The 25,979-nt window shown below is 58.9% G+C and carries 25 protein-coding genes and 1 pseudogene; 11 read left to right on the top strand and 15 right to left on the bottom strand.

Going from position 1 to position 25,979, the window contains the following annotated elements:
* Positions 1-133: 133 nt before the first annotated feature.
* The 4 genes and pseudogenes from ACYZT1_RS23785 to ACYZT1_RS23770 all read right to left on the bottom strand — a co-directional run bounded on the left by ACYZT1_RS23785 (position 134) and on the right by ACYZT1_RS23770 (position 4,631).
* Positions 134-1,342 carry an MFS transporter gene (locus tag ACYZT1_RS23785; protein WP_462016965.1) on the bottom strand — a complete coding sequence of 403 codons (1,209 nt, stop codon included), beginning with the start codon at positions 1,340-1,342 and terminating at the stop codon, positions 134-136.
* Complete coding sequence (locus tag ACYZT1_RS23780; RefSeq protein ID WP_462016964.1) at positions 1,335-2,279, bottom strand: diiron oxygenase; 945 nt, start codon at positions 2,277-2,279, stop codon at positions 1,335-1,337. The genes ACYZT1_RS23785 and ACYZT1_RS23780 overlap by 8 nt, the downstream gene beginning before the upstream one ends.
* A pseudogene (locus ACYZT1_RS23775) lies at positions 2,276-3,025 on the bottom strand (nitroreductase family protein); the annotation flags it as partial. The gene ACYZT1_RS23780 and the pseudogene ACYZT1_RS23775, both read right to left, overlap by 4 nt.
* 409 nt (positions 3,026-3,434) lie before the next feature.
* Complete coding sequence (locus tag ACYZT1_RS23770; protein ID WP_462016963.1) at positions 3,435-4,631, bottom strand: class I SAM-dependent rRNA methyltransferase; 1,197 nt, start codon at positions 4,629-4,631, stop codon at positions 3,435-3,437.
* Positions 4,632-4,813: 182 nt separating this feature from the next.
* On the opposite strand from ACYZT1_RS23770, the gene ACYZT1_RS23765 reads away from it, so the two are divergent.
* Entirely contained in the window at positions 4,814-6,064 is a 1,251-nt protein-coding gene (locus ACYZT1_RS23765; protein ID WP_462015873.1) for an IS256 family transposase, read from the top strand.
* A gap of 186 nt (positions 6,065-6,250) precedes the next feature.
* Here ACYZT1_RS23765 and ACYZT1_RS23760 read toward each other — a convergent pair whose 3' ends face one another.
* Positions 6,251-6,790, bottom strand: a complete 540-nt coding sequence (locus tag ACYZT1_RS23760) for a type 1 glutamine amidotransferase domain-containing protein (RefSeq protein ID WP_462016962.1) — start codon at positions 6,788-6,790, stop codon at positions 6,251-6,253.
* Positions 6,791-7,000: 210 nt separating this feature from the next.
* On the opposite strand from ACYZT1_RS23760, the gene ACYZT1_RS23755 reads away from it, so the two are divergent.
* The 3 genes from ACYZT1_RS23755 to ACYZT1_RS23745 are packed head-to-tail and all read left to right on the top strand — an operon-like array spanning position 7,001 to position 9,050.
* Entirely contained in the window at positions 7,001-7,816 is an 816-nt protein-coding gene (locus tag ACYZT1_RS23755; RefSeq protein WP_462019310.1) for an HDOD domain-containing protein, read from the top strand.
* A 43-nt stretch (positions 7,817-7,859) separates the two neighbouring features.
* Positions 7,860-8,672, top strand: a complete 813-nt coding sequence (gene mutM / locus ACYZT1_RS23750) for a bifunctional DNA-formamidopyrimidine glycosylase/DNA-(apurinic or apyrimidinic site) lyase (protein WP_462016961.1) — start codon at positions 7,860-7,862, stop codon at positions 8,670-8,672.
* Between the two features lie 54 nt (positions 8,673-8,726).
* Positions 8,727-9,050, top strand: coding sequence for a multidrug transporter (locus ACYZT1_RS23745; protein WP_462016960.1), 324 nt, complete (start codon positions 8,727-8,729; stop codon positions 9,048-9,050).
* Positions 9,051-9,216: 166 nt separating this feature from the next.
* Here ACYZT1_RS23745 and ACYZT1_RS23740 read toward each other — a convergent pair whose 3' ends face one another.
* The 5 genes from ACYZT1_RS23740 to ACYZT1_RS23720 all read right to left on the bottom strand — a co-directional run bounded on the left by ACYZT1_RS23740 (position 9,217) and on the right by ACYZT1_RS23720 (position 13,875).
* Positions 9,217-9,468 carry a YfhL family 4Fe-4S dicluster ferredoxin gene (locus ACYZT1_RS23740; protein ID WP_462016959.1) on the bottom strand — a complete coding sequence of 84 codons (252 nt, stop codon included), beginning with the start codon at positions 9,466-9,468 and terminating at the stop codon, positions 9,217-9,219.
* A gap of 103 nt (positions 9,469-9,571) precedes the next feature.
* Entirely contained in the window at positions 9,572-10,051 is a 480-nt protein-coding gene (coaD, locus tag ACYZT1_RS23735; RefSeq protein WP_462016958.1) for a pantetheine-phosphate adenylyltransferase, read from the bottom strand.
* Positions 10,052-10,166: 115 nt separating this feature from the next.
* The gene (locus tag ACYZT1_RS23730; protein ID WP_462016957.1) at positions 10,167-11,762 is read right to left on the bottom strand and encodes a GMC family oxidoreductase; all 1,596 of its coding nucleotides are present in this window, start codon (positions 11,760-11,762) and stop codon (positions 10,167-10,169) included.
* Positions 11,763-11,870: 108 nt separating this feature from the next.
* Positions 11,871-12,416, bottom strand: a complete 546-nt coding sequence (locus ACYZT1_RS23725; protein WP_462016956.1) for a twin-arginine translocation pathway signal protein — start codon at positions 12,414-12,416, stop codon at positions 11,871-11,873.
* 28 nt (positions 12,417-12,444) lie between these two features.
* Complete coding sequence (locus tag ACYZT1_RS23720) at positions 12,445-13,875, bottom strand: coniferyl aldehyde dehydrogenase (protein ID WP_462016955.1); 1,431 nt, start codon at positions 13,873-13,875, stop codon at positions 12,445-12,447.
* Between the two features lie 146 nt (positions 13,876-14,021).
* Between ACYZT1_RS23720 and ACYZT1_RS23715 the strand changes: the two genes are divergently transcribed.
* Both ACYZT1_RS23715 and ACYZT1_RS23710 read left to right on the top strand, forming a co-directional pair.
* Positions 14,022-14,693: a TetR/AcrR family transcriptional regulator gene (locus tag ACYZT1_RS23715; protein WP_462016954.1), complete on the top strand. Its 672-nt coding sequence runs from the start codon at positions 14,022-14,024 to the stop codon at positions 14,691-14,693.
* A gap of 33 nt (positions 14,694-14,726) precedes the next feature.
* The gene (locus tag ACYZT1_RS23710) at positions 14,727-15,581 is read left to right on the top strand and encodes a sulfurtransferase (RefSeq protein WP_462016953.1); all 855 of its coding nucleotides are present in this window, start codon (positions 14,727-14,729) and stop codon (positions 15,579-15,581) included.
* 12 nt (positions 15,582-15,593) lie between these two features.
* Here the strand turns inward: ACYZT1_RS23710 and ACYZT1_RS23705 are convergent, their stop codons facing one another.
* Genes ACYZT1_RS23705 through ACYZT1_RS23690 form a run of 4 tightly spaced genes read right to left on the bottom strand, consistent with a single transcriptional unit; the run spans position 15,594 to position 20,108 of the window.
* On the bottom strand, positions 15,594-16,589 hold the full coding sequence (locus ACYZT1_RS23705) for a hydrolase (RefSeq protein ID WP_462016952.1): 996 nt from the start codon (positions 16,587-16,589) through the stop codon (positions 15,594-15,596).
* Between the two features lie 57 nt (positions 16,590-16,646).
* Positions 16,647-17,270, bottom strand: coding sequence for a 16S rRNA (guanine(966)-N(2))-methyltransferase RsmD (gene rsmD, locus ACYZT1_RS23700; RefSeq protein WP_462016951.1), 624 nt, complete (start codon positions 17,268-17,270; stop codon positions 16,647-16,649).
* Complete coding sequence (locus ACYZT1_RS23695; RefSeq protein WP_462016950.1) at positions 17,270-18,760, bottom strand: M16 family metallopeptidase; 1,491 nt, start codon at positions 18,758-18,760, stop codon at positions 17,270-17,272. Before ACYZT1_RS23695 ends, rsmD begins: the two co-directional genes overlap by 1 nt.
* Positions 18,753-20,108: a M16 family metallopeptidase gene (locus ACYZT1_RS23690; protein ID WP_462016949.1), complete on the bottom strand. Its 1,356-nt coding sequence runs from the start codon at positions 20,106-20,108 to the stop codon at positions 18,753-18,755. The genes ACYZT1_RS23695 and ACYZT1_RS23690 overlap by 8 nt, the downstream gene beginning before the upstream one ends.
* 341 nt (positions 20,109-20,449) lie before the next feature.
* Here ACYZT1_RS23690 and ftsY point away from each other — a divergent pair, with 341 nt between their 5' ends.
* The 4 genes from ftsY (at position 20,450) to rpoH (ending at position 24,597) form a co-directional block, all read left to right on the top strand.
* Positions 20,450-21,943, top strand: coding sequence for a signal recognition particle-docking protein FtsY (gene ftsY, locus ACYZT1_RS23685; protein ID WP_462016948.1), 1,494 nt, complete (start codon positions 20,450-20,452; stop codon positions 21,941-21,943).
* Entirely contained in the window at positions 21,940-22,611 is a 672-nt protein-coding gene (ftsE, locus tag ACYZT1_RS23680) for a cell division ATP-binding protein FtsE (RefSeq protein ID WP_017341290.1), read from the top strand. The genes ftsY and ftsE overlap by 4 nt, the downstream gene beginning before the upstream one ends.
* On the top strand, positions 22,608-23,630 hold the full coding sequence (ftsX, locus tag ACYZT1_RS23675; protein ID WP_462016947.1) for a permease-like cell division protein FtsX: 1,023 nt from the start codon (positions 22,608-22,610) through the stop codon (positions 23,628-23,630). The genes ftsE and ftsX overlap by 4 nt, the downstream gene beginning before the upstream one ends.
* Positions 23,631-23,742: 112 nt before the next feature.
* Positions 23,743-24,597, top strand: a complete 855-nt coding sequence (rpoH, locus tag ACYZT1_RS23670) for an RNA polymerase sigma factor RpoH (RefSeq protein ID WP_007897890.1) — start codon at positions 23,743-23,745, stop codon at positions 24,595-24,597.
* A 194-nt stretch (positions 24,598-24,791) separates the two neighbouring features.
* Here rpoH and mtgA read toward each other — a convergent pair whose 3' ends face one another.
* Positions 24,792-25,514 carry a monofunctional biosynthetic peptidoglycan transglycosylase gene (gene mtgA, locus ACYZT1_RS23665; protein ID WP_462016946.1) on the bottom strand — a complete coding sequence of 241 codons (723 nt, stop codon included), beginning with the start codon at positions 25,512-25,514 and terminating at the stop codon, positions 24,792-24,794.
* A gap of 74 nt (positions 25,515-25,588) precedes the next feature.
* On the opposite strand from mtgA, the gene ACYZT1_RS23660 reads away from it, so the two are divergent.
* A complete protein-coding gene (locus ACYZT1_RS23660) occupies positions 25,589-25,960 on the top strand; it encodes a DUF423 domain-containing protein (RefSeq protein WP_462016945.1) in 372 nt (123 codons plus the stop codon).
* Positions 25,961-25,979: the final 19 nt, after the last annotated feature.

The following is a 25,979-nucleotide window of genomic DNA, read 5'->3' as shown; positions in this document are numbered from 1 at the left end:
GCTTGAGCTCATAAACCCGCCGGGGGATGACTGGCGATGAATGTCGCGATTCTACACGGCTGACGGCGGGAGGGAATGGCATGACGTATTGATCCATGGTTGATGGCGCCGTGCGGGATGACGACCGGCAGGTTCAGTTCACGTTCAGCGCCAGTTGTCGCCGTCTGATCAACGCGTTCGGGCCAAGACCCGTGGCGCTCAAGATTAGAAAACACAGGGCAAGCGCCGTGATCAGGTTTTCGGACGCGAGATTGATCACAACGCTGACCACACCGCCGCACATGAAGATCATCACGCCGCCGACCGAAGAGGACGTGCCAGCATCCTGCGCATAGAGGCTCATGGCCTTGGAATTGGCGATTGGCCTAGCGATGGTGGTTCCGGCCGTGCAAATGAGCATCGGTACTAGCACCGCCGCCGCACTGAGCTCGAACTGATTCGCCAGCCAGAGCATGACCAACCCCGACAGGGCGATCAGGCCCAGGCCTGCAATAATCTGCGTACTCGCCTGCAGACGCCGATGCAGCGAGCTGGCAACGATTCCGCCGAACACATAGGCCACGCCATACAGCAATAACGCCCAGGCATATTCGTACGACGAAAGCGCCAGACGCTCCATGAAAATGATCGGTGAAATGACGATGAACGAAAAGTGGCAGGCAAAGGCCAACGCTGAAATTAGCCAGTAAGCCATGAAGCGTAGATCTGAGCACACACGCCAATAGGCACTGAAAAATCGTCCGTGCGATGCCGTATGAAGGTCCGGGTTTTCCTTGAGCAGAAAGCAGGCTTTGAGCCAAACCATGACGGCCAGCGTGATAAACACATAAAAACTGCCCTGCCAGCCTAGCTGCGATTGCAACCAGGCCCCCAGTAGAGGCGAAATCGAGATGAACACCCCGCCGCCCGTCACCATCCAGATTCTGATTCGCTCCTGCTCTTTGCCGACGAACAAATCCTGAACCAGTGCCTGTGACAGCACGAATGATCCGCAACCAACCGCCTGGATCACGCGAAAGAACAGGAACCAGCTGTACTCGCTGGAAGCCAGGCAACCCGTCGCACCGACCACCGCAATTGCGATACCTGCCAGCAGCAGCTTCTTGCGCCCCCACAAATCTGACAGCGGTCCGACCACCACCACGGACAACGCCAGACCAATGGCGAACACGCTGATGGACAGGGCGATCTCGGACGGTGAAGTCTGAAAGTAGTCAGAAAGAACGGGAAAGGACGGGAGGACCACATCAAGGGGGAAGACGCCGAGCAGCGTCATGGTCATCAACAGAATGACCGTGGCCCGACGGTTTTTGAAACTGACTGCGGATTTTCCTTCATCCATGGACAAGTCCTGCCTTTACGAAGAGCTGCTGGTTGGAACGCAGGTCGAAAAAACCTGCCTTTTCCATGGCCAGAAATGTCGCGCCTGCACCCGATCGGGAGCGATGAAGGCAGGCTTGCGGTTCGGTCAGGGCACTGAGGATTTCTGCGACGCAGTTCTCGCCGAGGCCGGCACTGTTCAGACTTTCCTTCAGCCATCGCTCATCGACCTCAAAGAACATCGGGATGACGGCTACCAGCAACTCCGCGGCGAAAGTGCGTTGGCTGCTGTTCAGGGTCAGCCACAGATAATGGAACATTTCGGAAAAGTAGCGACAGTGTCGGGCCTCGTCGGTGAGGTGGTCCCTGAGCATTTCCTGGACGCTGGACACCAGCCCGTTGCGGCAAACTTCAACCAGTTCTCTGGCAATGATTGTTTCGGACACGAAGCCAACGAGAAACCAGGCCAGCGCTTTATGCGTGTCGGGGGTGTGCTCGATGAAGGTGTTCAGTCGGCTAATGCGGTGGGGCATTACGGGGCGTTGGGTCATGCCGTAAAGGTCTGCTATCTGCTCGGCGAGACTACTGGAAAACAGAGCGTGATAACCCTCATCGGTATAGAGCTGAAGGGCGGCTATTTTCATTCGCTGTGGGATGTACGGGCCGAGTTCGTCATGCACGATGGTTTCCACGGAGCGGTTGACGATCCGATGTTCAAGTCGGGTGGTGTAATCGAGGAAATACACCAGATGATTGGCAGATAATCGATGGGTGGTCTCGCAGCCTGCTGCTTCGATGGCCGGGTGCCTCAGGTAGGGCAGGAAGCTCGGCGGGAACCAATGTCGTGTTTCCAGTTGCCGCTCCAGATCTGACGGCAACTGGTAGGTGTGTTCGCTGGTTCGTACCGAGGCTCGGGTGTTCCAGTCGCCGAGGGTGAAACGCTGGTCCCAGCCGCACACAACAACTGCCCCATGGGCGAGTCAGGCACCGGATTGACGAAGCTCAACGCATGTTCGGTGGGGTGGTAGGCGTAGAGTCCAGGATTCAGGCCGCTGACGCTTTGAACATGTAGAAAACCTTCGCAGGCATTCAGCCCACCGCCGGATGGGCTACTGCGCCGGGCGCTGAGACCTTTGGCAATGGTTTCGTCGATATCGTTTTCGCGCTCACGCAAATTCCCGAGAGAGAAATATAGGAGGGTGCTCACCTCGTCGAGGGAAACCCCTTCACCCGTGAAACTGCGACAGGTCTTTCGCTTAATTAACGTCTCTACAAGAGCATTAACTGGCAGGCCCGTAGGTTGAGGCAGGGAAATCCACTCGTCTGTCGGACGCTCGGTGAGTCTGGTCCCTGGTGCAGGCGTAGCCAATACGTCGGCGCAATGGTCCAGGTAGTGCCTCGACCATTCGTTAATATCTTGAGGGACATATTTACAAGGGATGTTCTTGGTGACGATAGGGAATATCTTTGATAATTCATCCCAGCCCCATTCGATAGTGTCTTGTTTCGATATTATTAGTATTTCTGAGTTCAGGAGCTGAATGTCTATTTTGTTGTTGTAGTCAAACTTTGCTGGATTTTCGATAAGCCGGGCGAGACGGGTTGAGTATTCTAGGTTTAGTTCAAATTGCTTGTGATTTTTGTAATCCCAGACTATTTGGTTTGGTGTGCAAGGAAGCAAGAATATATAAGGATTGATTTGCATGGCTGGCGATCCACTCTAGTCTTCCATAGGAAACGCTGGGTAGCCGGCACTCCCCAGCGCCTCATTTACTTAACAGACTTTTGGGGAAACCAGAAAAGCCAGGTTGGCGATGGTAGAAGCTTCCAGAGTAATTGCTTTCATTTTTGGAACTCCTTGTAGTTTTAAGTAAATGCCACTTCATAGTGACAATTCAATCATAGAAGTTACCTGGTATTTTTCAAGGAAATATCAGGTAAGAGTTTTCTGGTGATTTTGTCGGAGTGGTCCTACGTGTGCATAAGTTTGTTAAGTTTTGTTCGACAAAATCCCGGCGATCATGGAATAACGTCTAATTAGGATTGGTGGATTAGGAGAGGAGGAATGAATAAGAAGGGGAGCCGATTGGCCCCCCCCCGATCAATCGGCGTTATCAGCTATTCGGCAACAACCGGCAAGTAATGCTCTTGATGTACCGCGTCTCGGCAATCGCCGGATGCACCGGGTGGTCCGGGCCCTGGCCGCCGCGTTCCAGCATCTGGATGTTGCGATCCAGATGACGGGCGCTGGTCAGCAGGATGTTTTGCAGGTCGTCTTCCGGCAGGTGCATCGAGCAGGAGGCGCTAATCAGGATGCCGTCTTTGGTGAGCAGGCGCATGGCTTGCTCGTTCAGGCGACGATAGGCGCCTTCGCCATTTTTCATGTCTTTCTTGCGTTTGATGAACGCCGGCGGATCGGCAACGATCACGTCGAAACGTTCTTCGCTGGCTTTCAGCTCTTTCAGGGCATCAAACACATCGCCTTCGAGGCAGGTCATTTTCTCAGCGAAGCCGTTCAGCGCGGCATTGCGCTCGACACCGTCCAGGGCGAAGGCCGAGGCATCGACGCAGAACACTTCGCTGGCACCGAACGCAGCGGCTTGCACGCCCCAGCCGCCGATGTAGCTGTACAGGTCGAGCACGCGCTTGCCTTTGGCATACGGGGCCAAACGCGCGCGGTTCATGCGGTGGTCGTAGAACCAGCCGGTTTTCTGGCCCTGAATGACCGGTGCTTCGAATTTCACGCCGTTCTCTTCCAGCGCGACCCATTCCGGCACCAGGCCAAACACGGTTTCGACGTAGCGGTTGAGGCCTTCGGCGTCACGGGCAGCGGAGTCGTTCTTGAACAGAATGCCGCTCGGCTTGAGCACTTGAGTCAGCGCTGCAATCACGTCGTCTTTATGCGCTTCCATGGTTGCCGAAGCGATCTGCACCACCAGGATGTCGCCGAAACGGTCGACGACCAGACCTGGCAGCAGATCGGAATCACCGTAGACCAAGCGATAGAACGGCTTGTCGAACAGGCGATCGCGCAGGGAGAGGGCGACATTCAGGCGATGCACCAGCAGCGACTTGTCCAGCGGCAACTTGATGTCGCGCGACAGCAGGCGGGCGCAGATCAGGTTGTTCGGGCTCATGGCAACGATGCCCAGCAGCTTGCCGCCGGCGGCTTCGAGGATCGCCTGATCACCGGCCTTGAAGCCGTGCAGTGGGGTGGCAGCTACGTCGATTTCGTTGCTGTAAACCCACAAGTGGCCGTTTCGCAGGCGGCGGTCGGCGTTGGCTTTGAGGCGCAGGCTAGGCAGGGACATGACGTCGCTCCGGAAAAAAGAGCGGGAGTATAGCGTGTTGGGCTCCGCGCAGGTTTGCGGGTGGACATGTGGCGAGGGAGCTTGCCTGTGGCGAAGGGGCTTGCCTGTGGCGAGGGGGCTTGCCCCCGTCGGGACTGTCAGAAATTTTGTGTTCGGGCATAACATGAGCAAGAGGTGCATGTATGCCAACCAAAAAGAAACCCGCGTTGCGAGAATTACCAAAAATACCGAAAGAGCTGCTCGAGCAGTTTGCTGACGGGCCGATGACCGCTGAAGCCATCGAGGATGCGTCTGCGGCGTTCAAGAAGGCTCTGATCGAGCGCGCCTTGAACGCCGAACTCGGCCATCATCTGGGCTATCCGCCGGGCGCGCAGCGCCCCGAGGATGAAACCAACCAGCGCAATGGTAAAAGCGCTAAGACGGTTCTGACCGGTGACGGCCCGCTGCGGCTGGATATTCCCCGCGACCGAGACGGTAGTTTTTCACCCATTCTGATTCCGAAACACGAGCGGCGGTACACCGGCTTCGACGACAAGATCATCGCCATGTATGCCCGTGGAATGACTGTCCGGGAAATCCGTGCATTTCTCTCCGAGCAATATGGGACGGATGTCTCGCCTGACTTCATCAGCTCTGTCACCAGCGAAGTCATGGACGAAATCACTTCGTGGCAACAGCGGCCTTTAGAACCGATGTACCCGGTCATTTTCTTTGATGCCCTGCGCGTCAAAATCCGTGAAGAGGGCTTGGTGCGCAACAAGGCAATCTATTTGGCATTAGGGGTTTTGCCCGATGGAACGCGCGATATTCTGGGGATCTGGATCGAGAACACTGAGGGTGCAAAGTTCTGGATGAAGGTTTTCAACGACCTCAAGACACGCGGCGTCGGTGATGTGCTGATCGCTGTAACAGACGGCCTAAAAGGCATGCCAGAAGCCTTGAGCGCGGTGTTTCCGGCGACGACGTTGCAAACCTGCATCGTTCATCTGATCCGCAATAGCCTTGATTACGCGGCGTGGGATAAGCGCCGGGAACTGGCCAAAGCGCTCAAGCCGGTCTATCAGGCAGTCACCGCCGAAGCGGCCGAACAGGCGCTGGATGCTTTTGAAAACGGTCCATGGGGCAAGCAGTATCCGACGGTAGTGGCAGCCTGGCGGCGCGCTTGGGATCGAGTAATTCCATTCTTCGTCTTCCCGCCCGCCATTCGAAAAGTGATCTACACAACCAACGCAATCGAGAGCATCAACGCTCAGCTACGCAAGATCATCAAGACCCGCGGGCACTTCCCAACCGACGATGCGGCAACCAAGCTGATCTGGCTGGCACTACAAAACATCACCGCCAATTGGGGCAGCGCGGCGCACGACTGGAAGAGTGCAATGAATCAATTTGCAATTCTGTACGGAGACAGATTTATCAGGCTGACCTGGTAAAAATACGGCCTGCCTGACGGCAGGCCATTACCGGCCCGCACACAAAAAATCTGATACTCCCCCCCCGTCCGGCTGCGCAGCAGCCGCAACACATCGCAAAGGGAATTTCGTAATCTCTGCGCTATTGGTTTTGGGGCCGCTGCGCAGCCCAACGGGGATAAATCCCCTCGCCACAAGGGTTCGGCGTCAGGCCGACAACGCGCTAATCAACTCCCGATTAAACGCCGGAATATCATCCGGCTGACGGCTGCTGATCAAATGACCGTCGGTGACCACTTCCTTGTCGACCCAGTTCGCCCCGGCATTTTCCAGGTCATCCTTGAGCGTTTTGTAGCTGGTGATCGACTTGCCACGGACCACCCCGGCGGAAATCAGCAACCAGCTGCCATGGCAAATCACCGCAATCGGTTTACCCGCCGAGGTACCGGTTTTCACCAGATGCTGAGCGTCGAGATCAATACGAATTGTGTCGGAATTCTGTACGCCGCCCGGCAACACGAGGGCATCGTATTGTTCGATGCTGGCGCCTTTGAAGGTTTGATCGACGTCGAAGTCGTCGGCGGGTTTGTCGTGATTCCAGCCTTTTACCTGGCCTTCCTCGGCGGAAAGAATATCGACTTGTGCGCCGGCTTCCTCCAATGCCTGCTTGGGTCCGGTCAGCTCGACCTGCTCGAAACCATCGGTTACCAGAATCGCAACACGTTTGCCGTTCAGGGAAGTGGCCATGATTGAGTCTCCTGAATTGAATGTGTGTTTTGCCGTCACGGGCCTTACACAGTCCGAAGCCTGGCGAACAATGAAAGTTCCTCCGATGTGCCCGCTGGTGTGTCGGATCCAGGGTCGGAAAGGGTAGAATCGGCGCCTGACCCAGAGTGTGTACTTATGTCCCAAGAGCTGACCGCCGAACAGATCCAACAGTCCCTGCAGGGCATCAGCGTGCCTGCCCAGCCGCAGATCATGGTGGATTTGCAGATGGAACAGTACATGCCCGATCCCGACCTGGAAGTGATCGCCAAGCTGATCTCCCAGGATCCGGGCCTCTCCGGTTCGTTGCTGAAAATCGTCAATTCGCCGTATTACGGCTTGAGCAACAAGATCACCTCGATTCAGCGCGCGGTGAATCTTCTGGGCAGCCGTTCGATCATCAACCTGATCAACGCACAATCGATCAAGGGTGAGATGAACGATGACACCATCGTCACGCTCAACCGTTTCTGGGACACCGCCCAGGATGTGGCGATGACCTGCCTGACCCTGGCCAAGCGCATCGGCGTGCAGGCGGGCGACGAGGCTTACGCACTGGGCCTGTTCCACGACTGCGGCGTGCCATTGATGCTCCAGCGTTTTCCCGAGTACATGACGGTGCTGGAAGAGGCTTACGCCAGCGCCAGCAGCGAATGCCGGGTGGTCGACACCGAAAACCGGGCGTTTAATACCAACCACGCGGTGGTCGGTTATTACACAGCCAAATCCTGGCGCCTGCCGGAACATGTGAGTACGGCTATTGCGAATCATCACAATGCCCTGGCGATTTTCAACGATGAATCGTTGCGCAACAGCCAGTTGAAAAACCTGCTGGCGATTCTGAAAATGGCTGAACACATTTGTGCGTCTTGTCGAGTGCTGGGTAACCAGGCCGAAGACCATGAATGGAACAGCATTGCGCCCATCGTGCTGGATTACGTCGGGCTGTCGGACTACGACTTCGAAACCCTCAAGCAAACCATCCGCGACCTCGGTACCCCTCGCTGAGTCGCGGACAACGCCGCACCTGAGCCCCTGATTCGAGAGCCCCATGCCAGAACTGCCGGAAGTCGAAACCACCCGCCGCGGCATCGCGCCCCATCTGGAAGGGCAGCGCGTCAGCCGGGTGATCGTGCGTGATCGGCGTCTGCGCTGGCCGATCCCGGAGGACCTGGATGTGCGCCTGTCCGGCCAGCGCATTGTGCTGGTCGAGCGGCGCGCCAAGTACCTGCTGATCAACGCCGAAGTCGGCACGCTGATCAGTCACTTGGGCATGTCGGGCAATTTGCGCCTGGTGGAGATCGGCATGCCGGCGGCCAAGCACGAGCACGTCGACATCGAGCTGGAATCTGGCCTGGCCCTGCGTTACACAGATCCTCGACGATTTGGTGCGATGCTCTGGAGCCTCGATCCGCACAACCACGAATTACTGCTGCGCCTGGGACCGGAGCCCTTGAACGACCTGTTCGACGGTGATCGCCTGTTTCAACAGTCCCGCGGACGCTCCATGGCGGTGAAGCCGTTCATCATGGACAACGCCGTGGTGGTGGGCGTCGGCAATATCTATGCGACCGAAGCGCTGTTCGCCGCCGGGATCGATCCGCGTCGCGAGGCCGGGGGCATTTCAAGGGCGCGCTACCTGAAACTGGCGGTCGAAATCAAACGCATCCTGGCTGCCGCAATCGAGCGTGGCGGCACGACGTTGCGCGACTTCATCGGTGGCGACGGTCAGCCGGGTTACTTTCAGCAGGAATTGTTCGTGTATGGCCGCGGCGGCAAGCCGTGCAAGGTCTGCGCAACCGAGCTGCGCGAAGTCAAACTCGGTCAGCGCGCCAGCGTGTTTTGCCCGCGCTGTCAGAGGTGACAGGGCTTTAGGTCTATAGTCTGTGTTTTCACTGTCCCGTCGAAGGATCGCGTCATGAATCTGTTTCGAACGCTCGCGGTTGTCTTGTTGCTCAGTACCGCCACGCCAGCGCTGGCGGCCAACGTGGGAAGTGGCGATCCGCGCTATACCATCCAGAATCCGCCTGCCTACGCCATGATCGGGGACTTGTTGATCGCCCGACCCCTGTTGATCGTGGCCACGGTGATCGGCGCCGGTCTGTTCGTGGTGGCGTTGCCGTTTACCGCGTTCGGTGGCGGCATTGGCGATGCTGGCAAGGCGCTGGTGGTTGATCCAGGCAAAGCCGCGTTTGTGCGGTGCCTGGGGTGTATCGGCGAGGGATTCGAGCAGCGGGAGTGAGGACTCGGTGACTTCTTCGGTGTGGCTGATGACCTCATCGCTAGCAGGCTAGCTCCCACAATGTTCTGAGTTGATCACACCATTTGTGTACACCCCATCTCCCTGTGGGAGCGGGCTTGCTCCGGGCGGCGATCCGACGATTGCGTCAGGACGGACACCGCACTATTCAAACCTTCCCGGTAATCACCCGATACTTCGCCATCAACTGCTCTTGCGTCTCCGGATGCGCTTCGTCCAGCGGGATGCAATCTACCGGGCAGACTTGCTGGCACTGCGGTTCGTCGTAGTGACCCACGCACTGCGTGCACAGGTTCGGATCGATCACGTAGATCTCTTCGCCTTGGGAAATGGCGGCGTTCGGGCACTCGGGTTCGCAGACGTCGCAATTGATGCAATCGTCGGTGATGATCAGGGACATGCTAACTCCAGCCGGGGCGCAGGGCCCGGGCGCAATAAACCAATGCGCGCAATTGTGCCGCATTGGCGCCCGCAGTGCACGCGGGCGCCGCTTGAGCGGTAGTTTACTTCTTGAAGCGTTCGGTCAGCGCGTCCGCCACAGCCGGGTGGACGAACTTGGTGATATCCCCGCCCAGTGCTGCGATTTCACGCACCAGCGTCGAGGAAATGAAGGAATAACGCTCGGACGGTGTCAGAAACAGACTCTCCACATCCGGCGCCAGCTGACGGTTCATGTTGGCCAGCTGGAATTCGTATTCAAAGTCTGACACCGCGCGCAAACCACGCAGGAACACGTTGGCGTTCTTCTCTTTGGCAAAGTGCGCCAACAGCGTCGAGAAACCGACGACTTCAACGTTCGGCAAATGCTTGGTGACTTCGCGGGCCAGGTCCACACGCTGTTCCAGGGGAAACAACGGGTTTTTCTTGGGGCTGGCAGCGACAGCAATGATCACGTGATCGAACAGGCGCGAGGCGCGTTCGACCAAGTCGCCATGGCCCTTGGTAATAGGGTCGAAGGTACCTGGGTACAACACTCGGTTCATCGCGTCGTCCTGGCGGGAGTCCGTTGGGGAGTCGGATGGTATCGCAGCCTTCCCGGTCGGCCAAGTCGCCTGTTGGGTAAGAAGGCACTATAGACGATAGGAATATTCTCTCTTTTCAGCTGTTTTTTAAACGTTCGGCCAGGGAAGTTGCCAGTTGTGCGGTCAGTCCGTACACCGACAGTTGCGGGTTTGCGCCAATGCTGGTGGGGAACAGCGAGCCATCGTGGATCGACAGATTGGCAATTTGATGATGACGGCCAAGGCTGTCGGTCACGGCATTTTTCGGATCTTCGCCCATGGCACAGCCGCCCATTACATGCGCACTGCCCAGTCGCGTGCGGTACAGCTCCAGGCTCAAGCCGTCGATCAGCGTTCGCGCTTCGCCGAGGTTTTTCACATAGTGCGCATCGGCGTGCATCGGCATCACCGCTTTGGCGCCCCCGGCAAACTGGATTTCGGCCATGCTGTGAAACGCTCGACGCAAACCGTTCCAGGTGTAGCGTGAAACCGGGTAGTCGAGCACCGGGGTGCCATCGCCACGCAGCTCGACGCTACCCCCCGGGCTGTCCGGGTGAAAGCCATCGCGCAGCAGGGCGAGCATGGCGTGGGTGTGAGGCAGGTTCTGCATGTGGCGCGCGCTTTCGTCGCCGAAGCCGCCCAGCAGGGTGCTCGCCAATGCCGGGTGCAGGGGCGGCACTTCCAGTTTGTAGGACATCTTGCCGGTGAGGCCGTCCTGCCACTGAAAATGGTCGGAATAGATCGATTGCGGCGCCCCGTAAAAGGGGTTGATCACCTCGTCGAACAGCGCGGCGGACATGTTGACCAGGTGCAGGAACGTGCGCTTGCCCAACCGCTGGTGCGGATCGGGCGCATCGGAGCGCAGGAGCAGGGCGGGGCTGTTGATGCCGCCGCCGGCCAGCACATAATGCCGCGCCTTGACCGTGATGATCTTGCCGGTGGGCTCAACGCAGCGTTCGTCCATGGCCACGCAACGCAGGCCGGTAACTTGATCGCCACTGAGCAGGAGTTTTTCGGCGCGGGCCAGATACAGCAGTTCGCCGCCGTATTCCAGGGTCGCCGGTATGGTCGTGACCAGCATCGACTGCTTGGCGTTGGTCGGGCAACCCATGCCGCAATAACCGATGTTCCAGCAACCGCGCACGTTGCGCGGGATGACGTGCCAGCTGTAGCCGAGTTGCTCGCAACCCCTGCGAATCACGTCATTGTTGGCATTGGGCGGGACTTGCCAGGGCGCAACACCGAGGCGGCGTTCCATGCGTTCAAACCAGGGCGCCATGTCGGCGGCGGAGTGGCCTTTTACCTCGTGTTCACTGGCCCAGTGTTCGAGCGTCGGGTTGGGCGTGCGAAAGCTCGAGGTCCAGTTGATCAGTGTAGTGCCGCCGACGGCGCGCCCCTGCAGAATGGTGATCGCGCCGTCCTTGCTCATGCGGCCGATGCCTTCCTGGTACAGGCTGGTGTAAGCCTGGTCTTCGAGCATCTTGAAGTCGCTGCTGGTTTTCAGCGGGCCTTCTTCGATCAACAACACCTTGTAGCCAGCGGCGCTGAGGATTTCCGCCGTCGTGCCACCGCCCGCGCCGCTGCCGATGATCGCTACGTCGGCTTCCAGGGTCAGGTGCTCCGTCAGACGAGAGCCGTCGTGGGTTTTCCAGCCACGGGCCATGCCTTCGCGGAAGGGGTCGGGTACGGGCATGTTCATGATCTCTTATTGTTCTGGAATTGAAGGTATGCGGCTGACGTCTTCGCGGGCAAGCCACGCTCCCACAAGAGCAACGGTGCCCGCGAAGGGCGCGACGCGGTATCAAACCGCAGGCGGCCCCGGATACCCGCAATGCGCCCACGATTCCTTGCGGGCATACCACGCCATCATCACCATCTGCAGCAACGAGCTGTGCCCCATGCGCAGCAAACTCAACGAACTGTTTTCCCAGCGCTGCAGAAAGTGCCGGATCTCTTCGGCACTGGCATTTTCCCAACTGCCCCATATCCCGGTGAGCGGCCCGCGCGTTACCGCCAGCCCCAGCACGTCGAACAGTTGCCGCGTCAGCTCGAGCATTTGCGGCGATAAATGATCGAGCCCGTTGTCGAGGGTTTTCAACGTGCCTTCCACCGCCGCCCTCATGTTTTCCAGGGCCACCGCCCCGTCGAGCATGACCGGAATCACTGCGCGTAAAAACAGCAGGTCGCCGTTACGCAGTGCTGCGAAATCATCGGCGGCCGTGTTCGAAGAGCAGCCGCTCAGACTTGCGCCCAGCCCGGCCGTGGCCAGGAAAGCGCTCGCGCCCAGGCTGAATTTGAGCAAGCCACGCCGTGACAGCGCGGGTGATCCGGACAGGCCTGGGTTCATTATTGTTATTACCCGGTGAAGACGATTATTAACGGATGAACAGTTTCTGGATCAGCTTCTGAATGGATTTGCCATATGGCGGATAGATCAGTCGCGCCGCATTGAAGCGCTGTTTGATCAACACGCCCTTGGCCTTGCTGAACGTCAGGAACCCTTCGCGGCCATGGTAATGGCCCATGCCCGAGGCGCCGATGCCGCCGAAAGGCATGTCGTCCTGAGCAACGTGCAGCAAGGTGTCGTTGAGGCATACACCCCCGGAATGGGTTTCATGCAACACGCGGTTTTGTTCGCGCTTGTCGTAACCGAAGTAATACAGCGCCAGTGGCCGAGGTCGTTGATTGATGTAGGCAAACGCCTCATCAAGATCCTTGTACGGAACAATCGGCAGCAGCGGCCCGAAGATTTCGTCCTGCATCACCATCATATCGTCGGTAACGTTCAGCAGCAGGCTATGACTCATGCGGCGACCCTGACTCTTGTCGAACAGCGGAATCAGCAGCGCGCCTTTGCTGGTTGCATCGCTGAGGTAACCGTTGAGGCGGGCCAGGTGTCGGTCATTGATGATCGCGGTGTAGTCCGGGTTATCCGTCAGCGTCGGATAAAACCCACGAACGGCCTGGCGATACGCTTCGACGAAAGCGCCGACACGTTCCTGCGGCACCAGAACATAGTCGGGCGCCACGCAGGTTTGTCCGGCATTGAGCGTCTTGCCGAATGCGATGCGCTCGGCCGCGTCGTTCAGCGGCACGTCGCGGGAAACGATGGCAGGCGATTTGCCCCCCAGCTCAAGCGTCACTGGCGTCAGGTTTTCTGCAGCAGCGCGCATCACGTGCTTGCCGATGCTGGTGGCACCGGTGAACAGCAAGTGATCGAAGCGCAGCCTGGAAAAGGCCACGCCAATGTCGGCCTCGCCAAGCACCACGCAGACCAGGTCTTCGGGGAAAATCCGGCCGAGCAATTCTTTGAGAAGCAAACCGGTAGTGGGGGTTGATTCGCTGAGTTTGAGCATCACCCGATTGCCCGCCGACAGCGCGCCCACCAGCGGGCCGATCGCCAGATACAACGGGTAGTTCCACGGCACGATCACCCCGACCACGCCCAGCGGTTGATAAACCACTTTGGCCGCGGCCGGTTGGAAAGCGAGCCCGACCTTGCGTGGCGAGGCCTTCATCCAGCCTTTCAAATGCCGACTGGCGTAGCGAATGCCGTGCAGGCTGGGCATCAGTTCGGCAAGCAGGGTTTCGTCGGCACTGCGGTGGCTGAAATCCTGGCTGATAGCGTCGATCAGGCACTGGCGCTCATTGCTCAACAGATCCCGCAGGGCTTTCAACCATTGCAGGCGCTGCGCAGCGGGCGGCATCGGGTTGGCAGTGTAGGCCGCGCGCTGGGCGTTGAATCGCTGTTGAAGTTCTTCCAGTGGCTGCTGCAAATTCTGAAGGTAGGCAATTTCAGCAGTCATCGTCGGCTCCGGATTTATTGTAATGATGAGGTTTTTAGAGTGGATACTCTAAAAAGTCAAATGGCCTGTTCGCATTGTGTGGTTTTATCCGTTCGTCGATAGGCCGTAAGATGCCGGTTATCGCACTCTGAATTAAAGCTCAAGCCATGGCCCCTCGGATTAAAACCAGCGAGCGCATCGTGCAGAACAGCCTCGAGCTGTTCAATCAACAGGGCGAGCGCAGCATCAGCACCAACCACATCGCCGCCCACATGGAGATTTCTCCGGGCAATCTGTATTACCACTTCCCTAACAAGCAGGCGATTATTGCCGTGCTGTTCAGCGAGTATGAAAGCCTGGTCGACAGCTTTCTGCGTCCACCACAAGGTCGCCCGGCGACGGTGGATGACAAGCGTTTTTATCTGCAGGAACTGTTGGCCGCGATGTGGCGCTATCGTTTTCTGCATCGCGACCTCGAACACCTGCTCGACAGCGACCCCGACCTTGCGGCCCGTTATCGACGCTTTTCCCAGCGCTGCCTCATTCATGGCACCCACATCTACGCAGGCTTCGTCGACGCCGGCATTCTGCGCATGGACAAAGTGCAAATCGAATCGCTGACGCTCAATGCGTGGATCATTCTGACGTCGTGGGTGCGTTTTCTGTGCACCACGCGGGAAAATTCCAGCCACTTGAGCGAGCAGGCGATTAAACGCGGCGTGTATCAAGTGCTGGTGCTGGAGGCCGGATTCGTCACGGATCAATCGCGCGCGGCGGTCAATGCCTTGTTCGAAGAGTTTTACGTACCGCTGGCCCAGGCCCTCGAGGAAGTGCAGTAGGATTCAGCATCGTCCCCATCACAGGAGCCTGTTATGCCCATTGCGCAACTGATCAGCCCGCAAGCACTGGACCAGAAGAAAGAGCAGCCGGGGCGGGTGATTCTGGATTGTCGTTTTGCCCTCGAAGACCCGGTCTACGGGCAGCGCAGCTATGCCGAGGGGCACATCGCCGGGTCGAGCTTCGCCGATCTTGAGCGCGATTTGAGCGGCGCGGTGGTCAAAGGCGTAACCGGGCGTCACCCGTTGCCGCAGGCACAAGACCTGATCGAGCGACTGCAAGCCTGGGGCGTCAATGCCGACAGCGAAGTGATTTTGTACGATGACGGTCCCGGTGCTTACGCGGCCCGGGCGTGGTGGCTGCTGGCATGGCTGGGCAAGCGTGACGGCGTGTTCATTCTTGATGGCGGCCTCAAGGCCTGGCATGCCGCCGGATTGCCATTGAGCCTTGATGCGCCATCCATCACCCGTGGCACCTTCATCGGGATACCGGATGATTCGTTGGTGGTCGACGCCGAACAGCTTCAGCAACGTCTGAGCCAGCCTGCGCTGACCTTGCTCGACGCCCGCGCACTGCCGCGTTTCAAAGGCGAAGTGGAGCCGATTGATCCGGTTGCCGGGCACATTCCCGGTGCGCAATGCGCTGCGTTCACCGACAACCTGGGCAGTGACGGACGATTTCTGCCGGCCGATCAACTCAAGCAACGGTTTGCCGAGAAACTGGGCGGGCGTTCACCGAATGACCTGGTGGCTTACTGCGGCTCTGGCGTCACCGCTTGCCATAACCTTTTTGCCTTGTGTCTGGCCGGTTATCCGCTGGGCGCTTTGTATGCCGGATCGTGGAGCGAGTGGATCAACGAGCCGGCGCGGGGCATCGCGGTCGGTGAATAAACACATCGCTATTTATTGTCCGAGCCTTGCCAGCCATTGCGGAATACGCCTTTCGAGGTAGTAATCCGGTCGCCGCAGCGTGCCGCCGACAAATCCGACATGCCCACCCTTGGGCTGCAACTCGAATTGCGTGCACGCTGATAATTCATCCGCCTGCGGCAAGCTGTGAGTAAACACAAACGGATCGTCAGCCGCCTGAATGATCAACGTTGGCGTGCGAATCTCGCCCAGAAAATAGCGGCTCGAAGCACGACGGTAGTAGTCGTTCGCATCGGTGAATCCATGCAGAGGCGCCGTTACCCGGCCATCGAAATCCCAGAATGTGCGCATGTTTTCCAGTGAGCCGAGCGCTGCCAGCTCTGCCAGGCTGTCCTCGCGGCCGTCGTGCTGGAATTGCCGTTGCTTGTTCTTGATGTAGCCGACCATTTCGCGCATGAAATGCGCCTGATAGATCTTTGAAAACCCTTGGCCGATACGGTCGGCGCATTGGTCGAGGCGAAACGGCACCGACACCGCTACCGCACCCATGACCCCGCTGTCACTGCCGGTCTCGCCCAGATGCTTGAGCAGGATATTGCCGCCCAGGGAATAGCCGACAGCGAACAACGGCGCAAGCGGGCGTTTCGCTCGCAGGTGCGCAATGGCCTCGGCGAGGTCCTCGCTGGCACCGGAGTGATAGCTGCGCGGCAGCAGATTGGGTTCGCCAGAACAGCCCCGCCAGTTCAGCGCGGCACTCGCCCAGCCCTGTGCACCCAGCACTTTCTGCAGGCCGGCCACATAAGGCGAGTTCGACGAACCAGTCAGGCCATGCAACACCAGGACCAGGGGCGCATCGACGCTGTGTGGGCCGTGCCAGTCGAGGTCGAGGAAATCGCCATCGCCCAGCCACAAACGTTCACGTTCACGGTCGATGTGGGTGGTTTTGCGCCAGAGCGGTCCCCACAAGGTTTGCAAGTGTGGGTTGCCAAGGCCGAAGGCGGGGGTGAAACGTTCTGCGGGATGGGACACGAGGTTTCTCGATGCAGCGGTGCATCATTGCTGACGCACCGTGTTCAAGCCGGTCGATTAGCCGGCGATCTCTGCCATACGCTGCCACAAAGAATAGTAGACGCGCCCGGATTTTTGCTCGCGATGCAGCCGCCAGTTACCCGGCAAGCCGAGCGTCGAGGGCGCGGTCTCACTTTCGGTGTACACCCAGGCCTCATCGGCCAACCACTGACGTTCCTCAAGCAGCGTGCAGACGGCCGGCAACAGGTTCTGATTGAACGGCGGGTCGAGGAACACCAGATCGTAGGCGACCGCGGTCTGGGTTTCCAGATAACGCAACGCATCGGCCGTCTGCACCTGGCCGGTGGTGCAGCGCAATGTGCCCAGGTGTTCTTTAAGGCTCGACACCGCGATGTTGCTGGCATCCAGTGCCTGCCCCATGGCCGCGCCACGCGACAAGGCTTCGAGAAACAGCGCGCCGCTACCGGCGAACGGATCCAGCACCCTGGCTCCGGCAACATAGGGCGCGAGCCAGTTGAACAGGGTTTCACGTACCCGGTCCGGTGTCGGTCGCAAGCCCGGGGCGTCCGGGAAGCTCAGCTTGCGACTGCGCCATTCGCCGCCGATGATGCGCAGCTGGTTCACGCCGTTGTGCACGTTGTGCACGTTGTGCACCGGTTTTTTTGGACGGGAAGTGGCCATCAATGCTCCGGAACTCCGAGCGGCTGCTCGGCAGGTTTATCAGATGGTGCCGGTAACGGCTTTTGCGGCACGGTCGGGCCAGCGCTGACGATGACCATTTTGTCCGTGCTCAAGTGTTTGTTCAGTGCAGTTCTGACCTGTTCGACGGTCAGGCTCTGGGACTGCTGCATGAAGTCTTCCAGATAGTTCAGCGGCAGGTTGTAGAAACCCATGGCGCCGAGCTGCCCGACGATATCGGCGTTGCTGGCGGTGGACAGCGGGAAGCTGCCGGCCAGTTCACGCTTGGCGTCGTCGAGTTCTTTTTCGGTGGGGCCGGTTTTCAGGTAATCGGCGAGCACGTCCTGTACCAGCTTCAACGTGCCTTCGCTCATTTCCGCGCGGGTTTGCAGGTTGATCATGAACGGACCACGCGCCTGCATCGGAGTGAAACCCGAGTACACGCCATACGCGAGGCCACGTTTCTCACGCACTTCGCTCATCAAACGCGTACCGAAACCACCGCCACCGAGGATCTGGTTGCCCATGGACAGGGCGGCGTAGTCCGGATCATCGCGATCGATGCCCAACTGCGCGAGCATCAGGTTGGTCTGCTTGGACGGAAACTCGATGTGGCCAATGCTGGCGGCCGGCTCGGCCGGTTGCGCCAGTTTCGGCAATGCCGGCCCTGCAGGCAGTGCCGCGGAAACCTGAGCGGCAATTGCCTCGGCTTCGCTGCGCGACAAATCGCCCACCAACGCAATCACCACGTTACCGGCGGCGTAGGCCTTCGCATGGAAAGAGCGCAGTTGCGCCTCGGTAATCGACGGAATGCTTTTCGCCGTGCCATCGCTGGAGTGGGCGTAAGGGTGATCGCCGTACAAGCGGTTCATCAGCTCGATGCTGGCCAGCTTGCCGGGGTTCTGTTTCTGGTATTCGAAGCCCGCCAGCATCTGGTTTTTAATGCGTGCGAAGGAGTCGGCGGGGAAAGTCGGTTTGCCAACCACTTCGGAAAACAGTTTCAGCGCAGGCTCGCGCTTGTCCGCTGCACTCAGGCTGCGCAATGAGGCCAGCGCCATGTCTTTGAAAGCGCCGTTGCCAAAGTCCGCGCCGAGGCCTTCGAAGCCTTGAGCGATGGCCCCGACGTCTTTGCCGGCGACACCTTCATTGAGCATGGCGTTGGTCAGCACGGCCAGGCCAGGTGCGCTGCCGTCCTGGCTGCTGCCGGCGGAGAAAATCAGGCGCATGTCGAACATCGGCAATTCGCGGGCTTCGACAAACATCACCTTGGCGCCTTCGGCGGTGTTCCACGTTTGCACGTTCAGCGAACGATGGCTGGGCGCCTTGCCGTTGAGTTCGGTCAGCGATTGCAGTTTCTGGCTGGCCTTGGCCTTGTCCAGCGCTTCGCTGGCATTGGACTCATCGGTCTTCGAAAAATAGAAAACGGCAGAGCCGATCAGTGCGACGACAACGAGGCCGATCAGCGCCAGGCGCGAATTTTTACGCTCACTCATGAGTCGTCTCCTGTGGCAGTACATGGGCGACGCTGAGACGTTCGCGAATGAAATAGCGCTTGGCGGCTTTCTGGATATCTTCCGGGGTCACGCTTTCCAGGTCGGCGAGTTCGCTGTCCATCAGTTTCCACGACAGGCCGACGGTTTCCAGTTGGCCAATGGCGGTGGCCTGGCTGGTGATCGAATCGCGCTCATACACCAGACCGGCGATGACCTGCGCACGCACGCGTTCCAGCTCTTCGGCGGACGGCGCGGTGGTTTTCAGCTGATCGAGCAGCTTCCACAGGCCGGCTTCGGTCTGCGCCATGGTGACGTTTTTCTGGATGTTCGGCGTGGCCGACAGGGTGAACAGGCTGTCGCCGCGGGTGTAGGCGTCGTAACTCGACGAGCCACCAGAGACCAGCTCTTCACCGCGTTCCAGTTGCGTCGGGATGCGTCCGCTGTAGCCGCCGTCGAGCAGGGCCGAGATCAGGCGCAGTGCATTCACCAGGCGCTTGTCGTCGGCGGTGGCGATACTTGGCACGTTGAAGCCCAGCATCAGGCTGGGCAACTGAGTCTGTACGTGCAGAGTAAGCTGCCGTTCGCCAGGTTCAGCCAGCTCCAGCGGGATTTTCGCTGCCGGTATCTCGCGCTTGGCGATCGGGCCGAAATAACGTTGGGCCAGGGTTTTGACTTCGTCTGGAGTAACGTCGCCGACCACCACCAGCGTGGCGTTGTTCGGTGCGTACCAGGATTGATACCAGTGGCGCAGTTCCTCGACCTTCATCCGGTCAAGGTCAGCCATCCAGCCGATGGTCGGCGTGTGGTAGCCGCTGGCGGGATACGCCATGGCCTTGAAGCGTTCATAGGCCTTGGACATCGGCTTGTCGTCGGTTCGCAAACGGCGTTCTTCCTTGATGACTTCGATCTCGCGGGCAAACTCGTCGGCTGGCAAGCGCAAGCTGGCCATGCGATCGGCTTCCAGCTCGAAGGCAACCCCGAGCCGATCGCGGGCCAGCACCTGGTAATACGCGGTGAAGTCGTCGCTGGTGAAGGCGTTTTCTTCGGCGCCGAGGTCGCGCAGGATCAACGACGCTTCGCCGGGCCCGACTTTCTCGCTGCCCTTGAACATCATGTGTTCCAGGGCGTGGGACAAACCGGTTTGGCCCGGCGTCTCGTAACTGGAGCCGACCTTGTACCAGACCTGAGAAACGACCACCGGAGCGCGATGATCTTCGCGCACGACGACCTTCAGGCCATTGTCGAGGGTGAATTCGTGGGTGGGTTGCGGGTCGGCAGCGAAGACTGAAAATGGCAGACAAACTGTGCTGAGCAGCAGGCCTGCAGCGCGGCGGACAAAAGCATTCATTCGTTTTTAAACCTTTGGGGCTGCCCGCTAGGTCTTAGCGTCGGCGGGCGAGAGGGTGCTAGGATACTGACCCGTTAGAGCGGCGGCCACGCCTATCAGGCCTGATTGCCTGGTCAGGTTGTATGGGTTTATGACGGTAAGCTGATTTTTATCAGCGGGATTCAGTGTTTTCGCCGATCTTACCGCTACAGTCCTGCGTTATATGGTTCTTGAGATGCCGATGAGCGCCTCTACAAATTGTTGCGTGTGAACAAGCTATGCAAATCAGAGTCTGTTCCGCATCGAATATTTAATTGCCGAGGCGCCCATGGCGCGTCGCCACCGTGAGATAGCCGTCCTCCATGTTTGGTTCCAACGACGACAAGAAAGCCCCAGCTGCGGCTGGCGAGAAAAAAAGCCTGTTCGGATGGCTGCGCAAAAAACCGCAGGAACCCGTCGTCGAACAGCCACAGCCACTTCCCGAGCCAACGCCCGCGCCGCTTATGGAAGAAGAGCCGGCGCCGATTGTCTTGCCGATCGCCGAGCCCGTGCTGCAGCCGGATATAGCGGCTGAACCGGAAATTTTCACTGAGCAGCCGTTGACGCCTGCTGGCGAGCCATGGCTGACCTTGCCAGTGGCGGAAGAGCCGGTGGCGCTGGTTGAAGATGAGCAATTTGCGCATGTCGCACCGCCCATCCCGGCGCCCGCTGCGTTTTCTCCCGAGGCTGTTCCAACGCCGGTGATTGAACCGGCAGTGGTGGTCGAGCCCCCGCCTGTGGTCGCAGAGTTACCGGCTGTCATTGCTCCGGTTGCTCCGGTTGAGCCCGCAATTGCAGCGCCAGCGCCTGTTACGGCTCCCGCAGTCGCCGAGCCCGTTGCGCCGGTCGACAGCCCCGTCGAGCCGCCGCGCACCGAAGAAAACAAAGCCGGTTTTTTTGCCCGCCTCAAGCAAGGCCTGTCCAAGACCAGCGCCAGCATTGGCGAAGGCATGGCGAGCCTGTTCCTCGGCAAAAAGATTATCGATGACGAGCTGCTCGAAGACATCGAGACCCGTCTGCTGACAGCTGATGTCGGTGTCGAAGCGACCTCGGTGATCATTCAGCGTCTGACGCAAAAGGTCGCGCGCAAGGAACTGGCCGACGCCGCTGCGCTGTACAAATCCTTGCAAGCTGAACTCGCGGCGATGCTCAAGCCTGTCGAGCAGCCGTTGAAAATCACTTCGCAGAACAAGCCGTTCGTGATTCTGGTCGTTGGCGTCAATGGCGCCGGCAAAACCACCACCATCGGCAAACTCGCCAAGAAGCTGCAGCTTGAAGGCAAGAAAGTGATGCTCGCGGCTGGCGATACTTTCCGTGCCGCTGCCGTCGAGCAGTTGCAGGTCTGGGGTGAGCGCAACAAGATCCCGGTCATCGCCCAGCACACCGGCGCCGATTCCGCCTCGGTGATTTTCGACGCCGTACAGGCCGCCAAGGCTCGTGGCATCGATGTGTTGATCGCCGACACCGCCGGTCGTCTGCACACCAAAGACAATCTGATGGAAGAACTGAAAAAGGTTCGCCGGGTCATCAGCAAACTCGACGCCGATGCGCCGCACGAAGTGCTGTTGGTGCTCGACGCGGGCACCGGCCAAAACGCCATCAGCCAGGCCAAGCAATTTCACCAGACCGTCGAGCTGACGGGTTTGGCCCTGACCAAACTCGACGGCACCGCCAAGGGCGGGGTGATTTTCGCCCTGGCCAAGCAGTTCGGTCTGCCGATTCGCTACATTGGTGTCGGTGAAGGCATCGATGATTTGCGTACCTTTGAAGCAGAACCCTTTGTCCAGGCATTGTTTGCCGAGCGGGAGCGTTCATGATTCGTTTCGAACAGGTCGGTAAACGCTACCCGAACGGTCACGTCGGCTTGCATGAGCTGAGCTTTCGAGTGCGTCGCGGCGAGTTTCTGTTTGTCACCGGCCATTCCGGTGCCGGCAAAAGCACGCTGTTGCGCCTGTTGCTGGCCATGGAGCGTCCGACCACCGGCAAATTGCTGCTGGCCGGGCAAGACCTCGGCACCATCAGTAACGCGCAGATTCCATTCCTGCGTCGGCAGATCGGCGTGGTGTTCCAGAATCACCAACTGCTGTTCGATCGAACGGTGTTCAACAACGTCGCGCTGCCGTTGCAGATCCTTGGTTTGTCCAAAGCCGAAATCGCCAAGCGCGTGGATTCGGCTCTGGAGCGCGTGGCGCTCTCGGACAAGACCGATCTGTACCCCGGCGATCTGTCCACCGGTCAGCAACAGCGCGTGGGCATCGCCCGCGCCATCGTCCATCGCCCGGCCTTGCTGCTTGCCGATGAACCCACCGGTAACCTTGACCCGCGTCTGGCCGCCGAGATCATGGGCGTGTTCGAAGACATCAATCGTCTGGGCACCAGCGTACTGATCGCCAGCCATGACCTGGCACTGATCGCCCGCATGCGTCACCGCATGCTCACTTTGCAACGCGGCCGCTTGATCGGCGACGGGGAGGCAGGCGTATGAGTGCGACACGCAGCCCCAAGGTGTCTGAGCGAGTAGCGCCGAAAGCCGCCGACCCGCAGGCGCCGAAAAAGAAACGCGACGAGGACGATGGCCCGGATTTCGCCACACTGTTGCGTGCCTGGATTGAAAGCCATCGTGCGAGTCTGCTCGACAGCTTGCGTCGTTTGGGCAAGCAGCCGATTGGTAGTTTTTTCACCTGCATGGTGATGGCTGTGGCGCTCAGTCTGCCGATGGGCCTGTCACTTCTGCTGAATAACGTCGAGCGTCTGGGCGGTTCCTGGCAGCGGGCGGCGCAGATTTCGCTGTACTTGCAACTGGACGCCAGCCCGACCGAGGGCGAAGCGTTGCGTGAGCAGATCAAAGGCATTCCTGGTGTCGCCGAAGCTGAATATGTGGGCCGGGACCAGGCGCTGGAAGAATTCCAGCAGCAGTCCGGGCTGGGCGATGCACTCAAGGAACTGCCGGATAATCCGCTCCCCGGGGTGGTGCTGGTCACCCCGAACGAGGTCGACAAGCCCGCGCTTGAAGCATTACGACAAAAACTTTCCGAATTGCCCAAGGTACAAATGGCGCAACTTGATCTAGTCTGGGTCGAGCGTTTGGCAGCCATCCTCAAGCTGGGCGACCGTTTTGTCTTCGGTCTGACCGTGCTTCTGGTTTCTGCATTACTTTTGGTGATAGGCAATACCATTCGTCTTCATATTGAAAACCGCCGCACAGAGATAGAAGTGATTAAACTCGTCGGTGGCACTGACAGCTATGTGCGCAGGCCTTTCCTTTACATGGGCGCGCTGTACGGGTTGGGTGCCGGGGTTTTGTCCTGGGGCGTTCTGGCCTTCGGACTTGATTGGTTGAACGATGCGGTAGTTGGGCTGGCCGGCTTGTACGGCAGTGATTTTGCGCTGGCGGGAGTGCCAGCGGCAGACGGTCTGTCGCTCTTGCTCGGCGCGTTGCTGTTGGGTTATATCGGTGCATGGATTGCAGTCGCTCGTCATCTCAGGGAGTTGGCGCCGAAGTAGTATCTTTTGCGCGTATTGACCTTTCAGTTTTTGGGGGAACTTGTCTTTTGGTTTCCGGTCAATTTTCGCAGTGCTGAACTGCACGAGTTATGTAAGACGGAGGTTTTTTCGTATGACCAATTCTTTGCAACCTGCATATGCTCTGGTCCCAGGTGCGAACCTGGAGGCGTATGTGCACACGGTGAACAGCATTCCACTGCTGACGCCGGAGCAGGAGCGTGAACTGGCCGAGAGTCTCTACTATGAGCAGGATTTGGGGGCGGCTCGGCAGATGGTGCTCGCCCACCTGCGTTTTGTCGTACACATCGCCCGTAGCTATTCCGGCTACGGTCTGGCTCAGGCTGACCTGATCCAGGAAGGTAACGTCGGCCTGATGAAGGCCGTGAAGCGCTTCAACCCGGAAATGGGTGTGCGTCTGGTGTCGTTCGCCGTGCACTGGATCAAGGCGGAAATTCACGAGTTCATCCTGCGCAACTGGCGCATCGTGAAAGTCGCGACCACCAAGGCCCAGCGCAAATTGTTCTTCAACCTGCGCAGCCAGAAGAAACGTCTGGCATGGTTGAACAACGAGGAAGTCCACCGTGTGGCGGAAAGCCTCGGTGTAGAGCCGCGGGAAGTTCGCGAGATGGAAAGTCGCCTGACCGGCCATGACATGGCCTTCGACCCGGCTGCTGAAGCCGACGACGACAGCGCCTTCCAATCGCCGGCCAACTATCTGGAGGACCACCGGTACGACCCGGCCCGTCAACTGGAAGATGCCGACTGGAGCGACAACTCCAACCACAACCTGCACGAAGCGCTGGAAGTGCTGGACGACCGCAGCCGTGACATTCTTTATCAGCGCTGGTTGGCTGAAGAGAAAGCTACGCTGCACGACCTGGCGCAGAAGTACAACGTGTCGGCCGAGCGGATTCGTCAGCTTGAAAAGAGCGCGATGAACAAGCTCAAGTTGTCGATCGCCGCATAACCGGCGCGCCGGCAATAAAAAACGCCCCGATCAGTGATGATCGGGGCGTTTTCATTTGTGCCCGGTTTTTTTTGCGTCGATACAAAACCAATATACAAGCGAGCCTGCTCGCGCTGTCGGTGTGTCAGTCGACACTTCATTGACTGATCCACCGCTATCGCGAGCGGGCTCGCTCCCACAAGGGATTTGCGGTGTTATTGCGCCCACGGCGCCCGACGAGAATCGTTGAGCCCTACCAGATAGCTGTCACCGCCCAACTGATTCATCTGCTGGCGAATCCACCCGGCCCGGCGGGCGACGTAACTGGTTGGGCGGCTGGCGTTCCAGACCCGCGGGTTGGGTAGAACGGCCGCCAGCAAACTCGCCTGTTGCCGTGACAACGACCGGGCGCTCACGCCAAAGTGATGCCGGGCAGCTGCTTCAGCGCCAAATACACCTTTATCCAGCTCGACGCTGTTGAGGTAAACCTCAAGAATTCGCTGCTTGGGCCACAACACTTCAATCAGTCCGGTGAACCACGCTTCCAGCCCTTTTCGCAACCAGCTGCGCCCCGACCATAGAAACAGGTTTTTCGAGACCTGCTGGCTCAGGGTGCTGGCGCCCCGCACCGTACCGCCGAGTTCGTTATGCGCCAACGCTTTCTGGATCGCCCCGAAGTCGAAACCCCAGTGTTCCGGGAATTTTTGGTCTTCGCCAGCGATCACCGCCAGTTTGAAGTCATCCGATATTTCATCCCAGGGTTTCCAGGTGCGCTGCAGATCGATCGGCTCGCCGTCGATCCACGATTCGATCTTGCGCTCGACCATCAGCGCCGTCCCCGGTGGCGGGACCACCCGGAAAATCAGAACCAGCAAAATGCTGCCACCGGTGAACCACAGCAGGGCTTTGATAAAACGTCGCAAAAATAAACGCAGCATAGAGATGGCTTGGCCGAACCCGTTGAGCGGGCCATTATACAGACCCTGTGGATCGAGTCTGACTGGAGTTCTTCATGCTGCGTGGCTTTCTGATGCTGGCCGCTTTTTTCGGTTTCACCGGCGTTGCATTGGGCGCGTTTGCCGCCCACGGCCTCAAAAGCCGCCTGTCATCCGAATATCTGGCGATTTTCCATACCGGCGTGACTTACCAACTGGTGCACACCCTGGCGCTGTTAGGCGTAGCGCTGCTGGCGACGCAGATTCCCGGCCGATGGGTGACGTGGGCCGGCGTGGCGTTTGCCGTCGGTATCCTGTTGTTTTCCGGCAGCCTGTACATACTGACAATGACCGGCATCAGCAAGCTTGGGATCATCACACCCTTTGGTGGCTTGGCATTCTTGATCGGCTGGCTTTGCCTGGGCCTTGGCGCGTGGAGGTTGAGCTGACCGTGCAGTCTTTTTGAAA

This window comes from Pseudomonas sp. PB3P13, assembly GCF_054897735.1.
The sequence above is the reverse complement of the archived record's forward strand: the minus strand, read 5'-3'. Positions and strand labels throughout refer to the sequence as shown.

Excerpts from the sequence above, each read along its gene's own strand:
- ACYZT1_RS23785 (WP_462016965.1), bottom strand. The coding sequence starts at position 1,342 with ATGGATGAAGGAAAATCCGCAGTCAGTTTCAAAAACCGTCGGGCCACG.
- ACYZT1_RS23770 (WP_462016963.1), bottom strand. The coding sequence starts at position 4,631 with ATGTCCCTGCCTAGCCTGCGCCTCAAAGCCAACGCCGACCGCCGCCTG.
- ACYZT1_RS23765 (WP_462015873.1), top strand. The coding sequence starts at position 4,814 with ATGCCAACCAAAAAGAAACCCGCGTTGCGAGAATTACCAAAAATACCG.
- ACYZT1_RS23760 (WP_462016962.1), bottom strand. The coding sequence starts at position 6,790 with ATGGCCACTTCCCTGAACGGCAAACGTGTTGCGATTCTGGTAACCGAT.
- mutM (WP_462016961.1), top strand. The coding sequence starts at position 7,860 with ATGCCAGAACTGCCGGAAGTCGAAACCACCCGCCGCGGCATCGCGCCC.
- ACYZT1_RS23745 (WP_462016960.1), top strand. The coding sequence starts at position 8,727 with ATGAATCTGTTTCGAACGCTCGCGGTTGTCTTGTTGCTCAGTACCGCC.
- ACYZT1_RS23740 (WP_462016959.1), bottom strand. The coding sequence starts at position 9,468 with ATGTCCCTGATCATCACCGACGATTGCATCAATTGCGACGTCTGCGAA.
- coaD (WP_462016958.1), bottom strand. The coding sequence starts at position 10,051 with ATGAACCGAGTGTTGTACCCAGGTACCTTCGACCCTATTACCAAGGGC.
- ACYZT1_RS23730 (WP_462016957.1), bottom strand. The coding sequence starts at position 11,762 with ATGCCCGTACCCGACCCCTTCCGCGAAGGCATGGCCCGTGGCTGGAAA.
- ACYZT1_RS23725 (WP_462016956.1), bottom strand. The coding sequence starts at position 12,416 with ATGAACCCAGGCCTGTCCGGATCACCCGCGCTGTCACGGCGTGGCTTG.
- ACYZT1_RS23720 (WP_462016955.1), bottom strand. The coding sequence starts at position 13,875 with ATGACTGCTGAAATTGCCTACCTTCAGAATTTGCAGCAGCCACTGGAA.
- ACYZT1_RS23715 (WP_462016954.1), top strand. The coding sequence starts at position 14,022 with ATGGCCCCTCGGATTAAAACCAGCGAGCGCATCGTGCAGAACAGCCTC.
- ACYZT1_RS23710 (WP_462016953.1), top strand. The coding sequence starts at position 14,727 with ATGCCCATTGCGCAACTGATCAGCCCGCAAGCACTGGACCAGAAGAAA.
- rsmD (WP_462016951.1), bottom strand. The coding sequence starts at position 17,270 with ATGGCCACTTCCCGTCCAAAAAAACCGGTGCACAACGTGCACAACGTG.
- ACYZT1_RS23695 (WP_462016950.1), bottom strand. The coding sequence starts at position 18,760 with ATGAGTGAGCGTAAAAATTCGCGCCTGGCGCTGATCGGCCTCGTTGTC.
- ACYZT1_RS23690 (WP_462016949.1), bottom strand. The coding sequence starts at position 20,108 with ATGAATGCTTTTGTCCGCCGCGCTGCAGGCCTGCTGCTCAGCACAGTT.
- ftsY (WP_462016948.1), top strand. The coding sequence starts at position 20,450 with ATGTTTGGTTCCAACGACGACAAGAAAGCCCCAGCTGCGGCTGGCGAG.
- ftsE (WP_017341290.1), top strand. The coding sequence starts at position 21,940 with ATGATTCGTTTCGAACAGGTCGGTAAACGCTACCCGAACGGTCACGTC.
- ftsX (WP_462016947.1), top strand. The coding sequence starts at position 22,608 with ATGAGTGCGACACGCAGCCCCAAGGTGTCTGAGCGAGTAGCGCCGAAA.
- rpoH (WP_007897890.1), top strand. The coding sequence starts at position 23,743 with ATGACCAATTCTTTGCAACCTGCATATGCTCTGGTCCCAGGTGCGAAC.
- mtgA (WP_462016946.1), bottom strand. The coding sequence starts at position 25,514 with ATGCTGCGTTTATTTTTGCGACGTTTTATCAAAGCCCTGCTGTGGTTC.
- ACYZT1_RS23660 (WP_462016945.1), top strand. The coding sequence starts at position 25,589 with ATGCTGCGTGGCTTTCTGATGCTGGCCGCTTTTTTCGGTTTCACCGGC.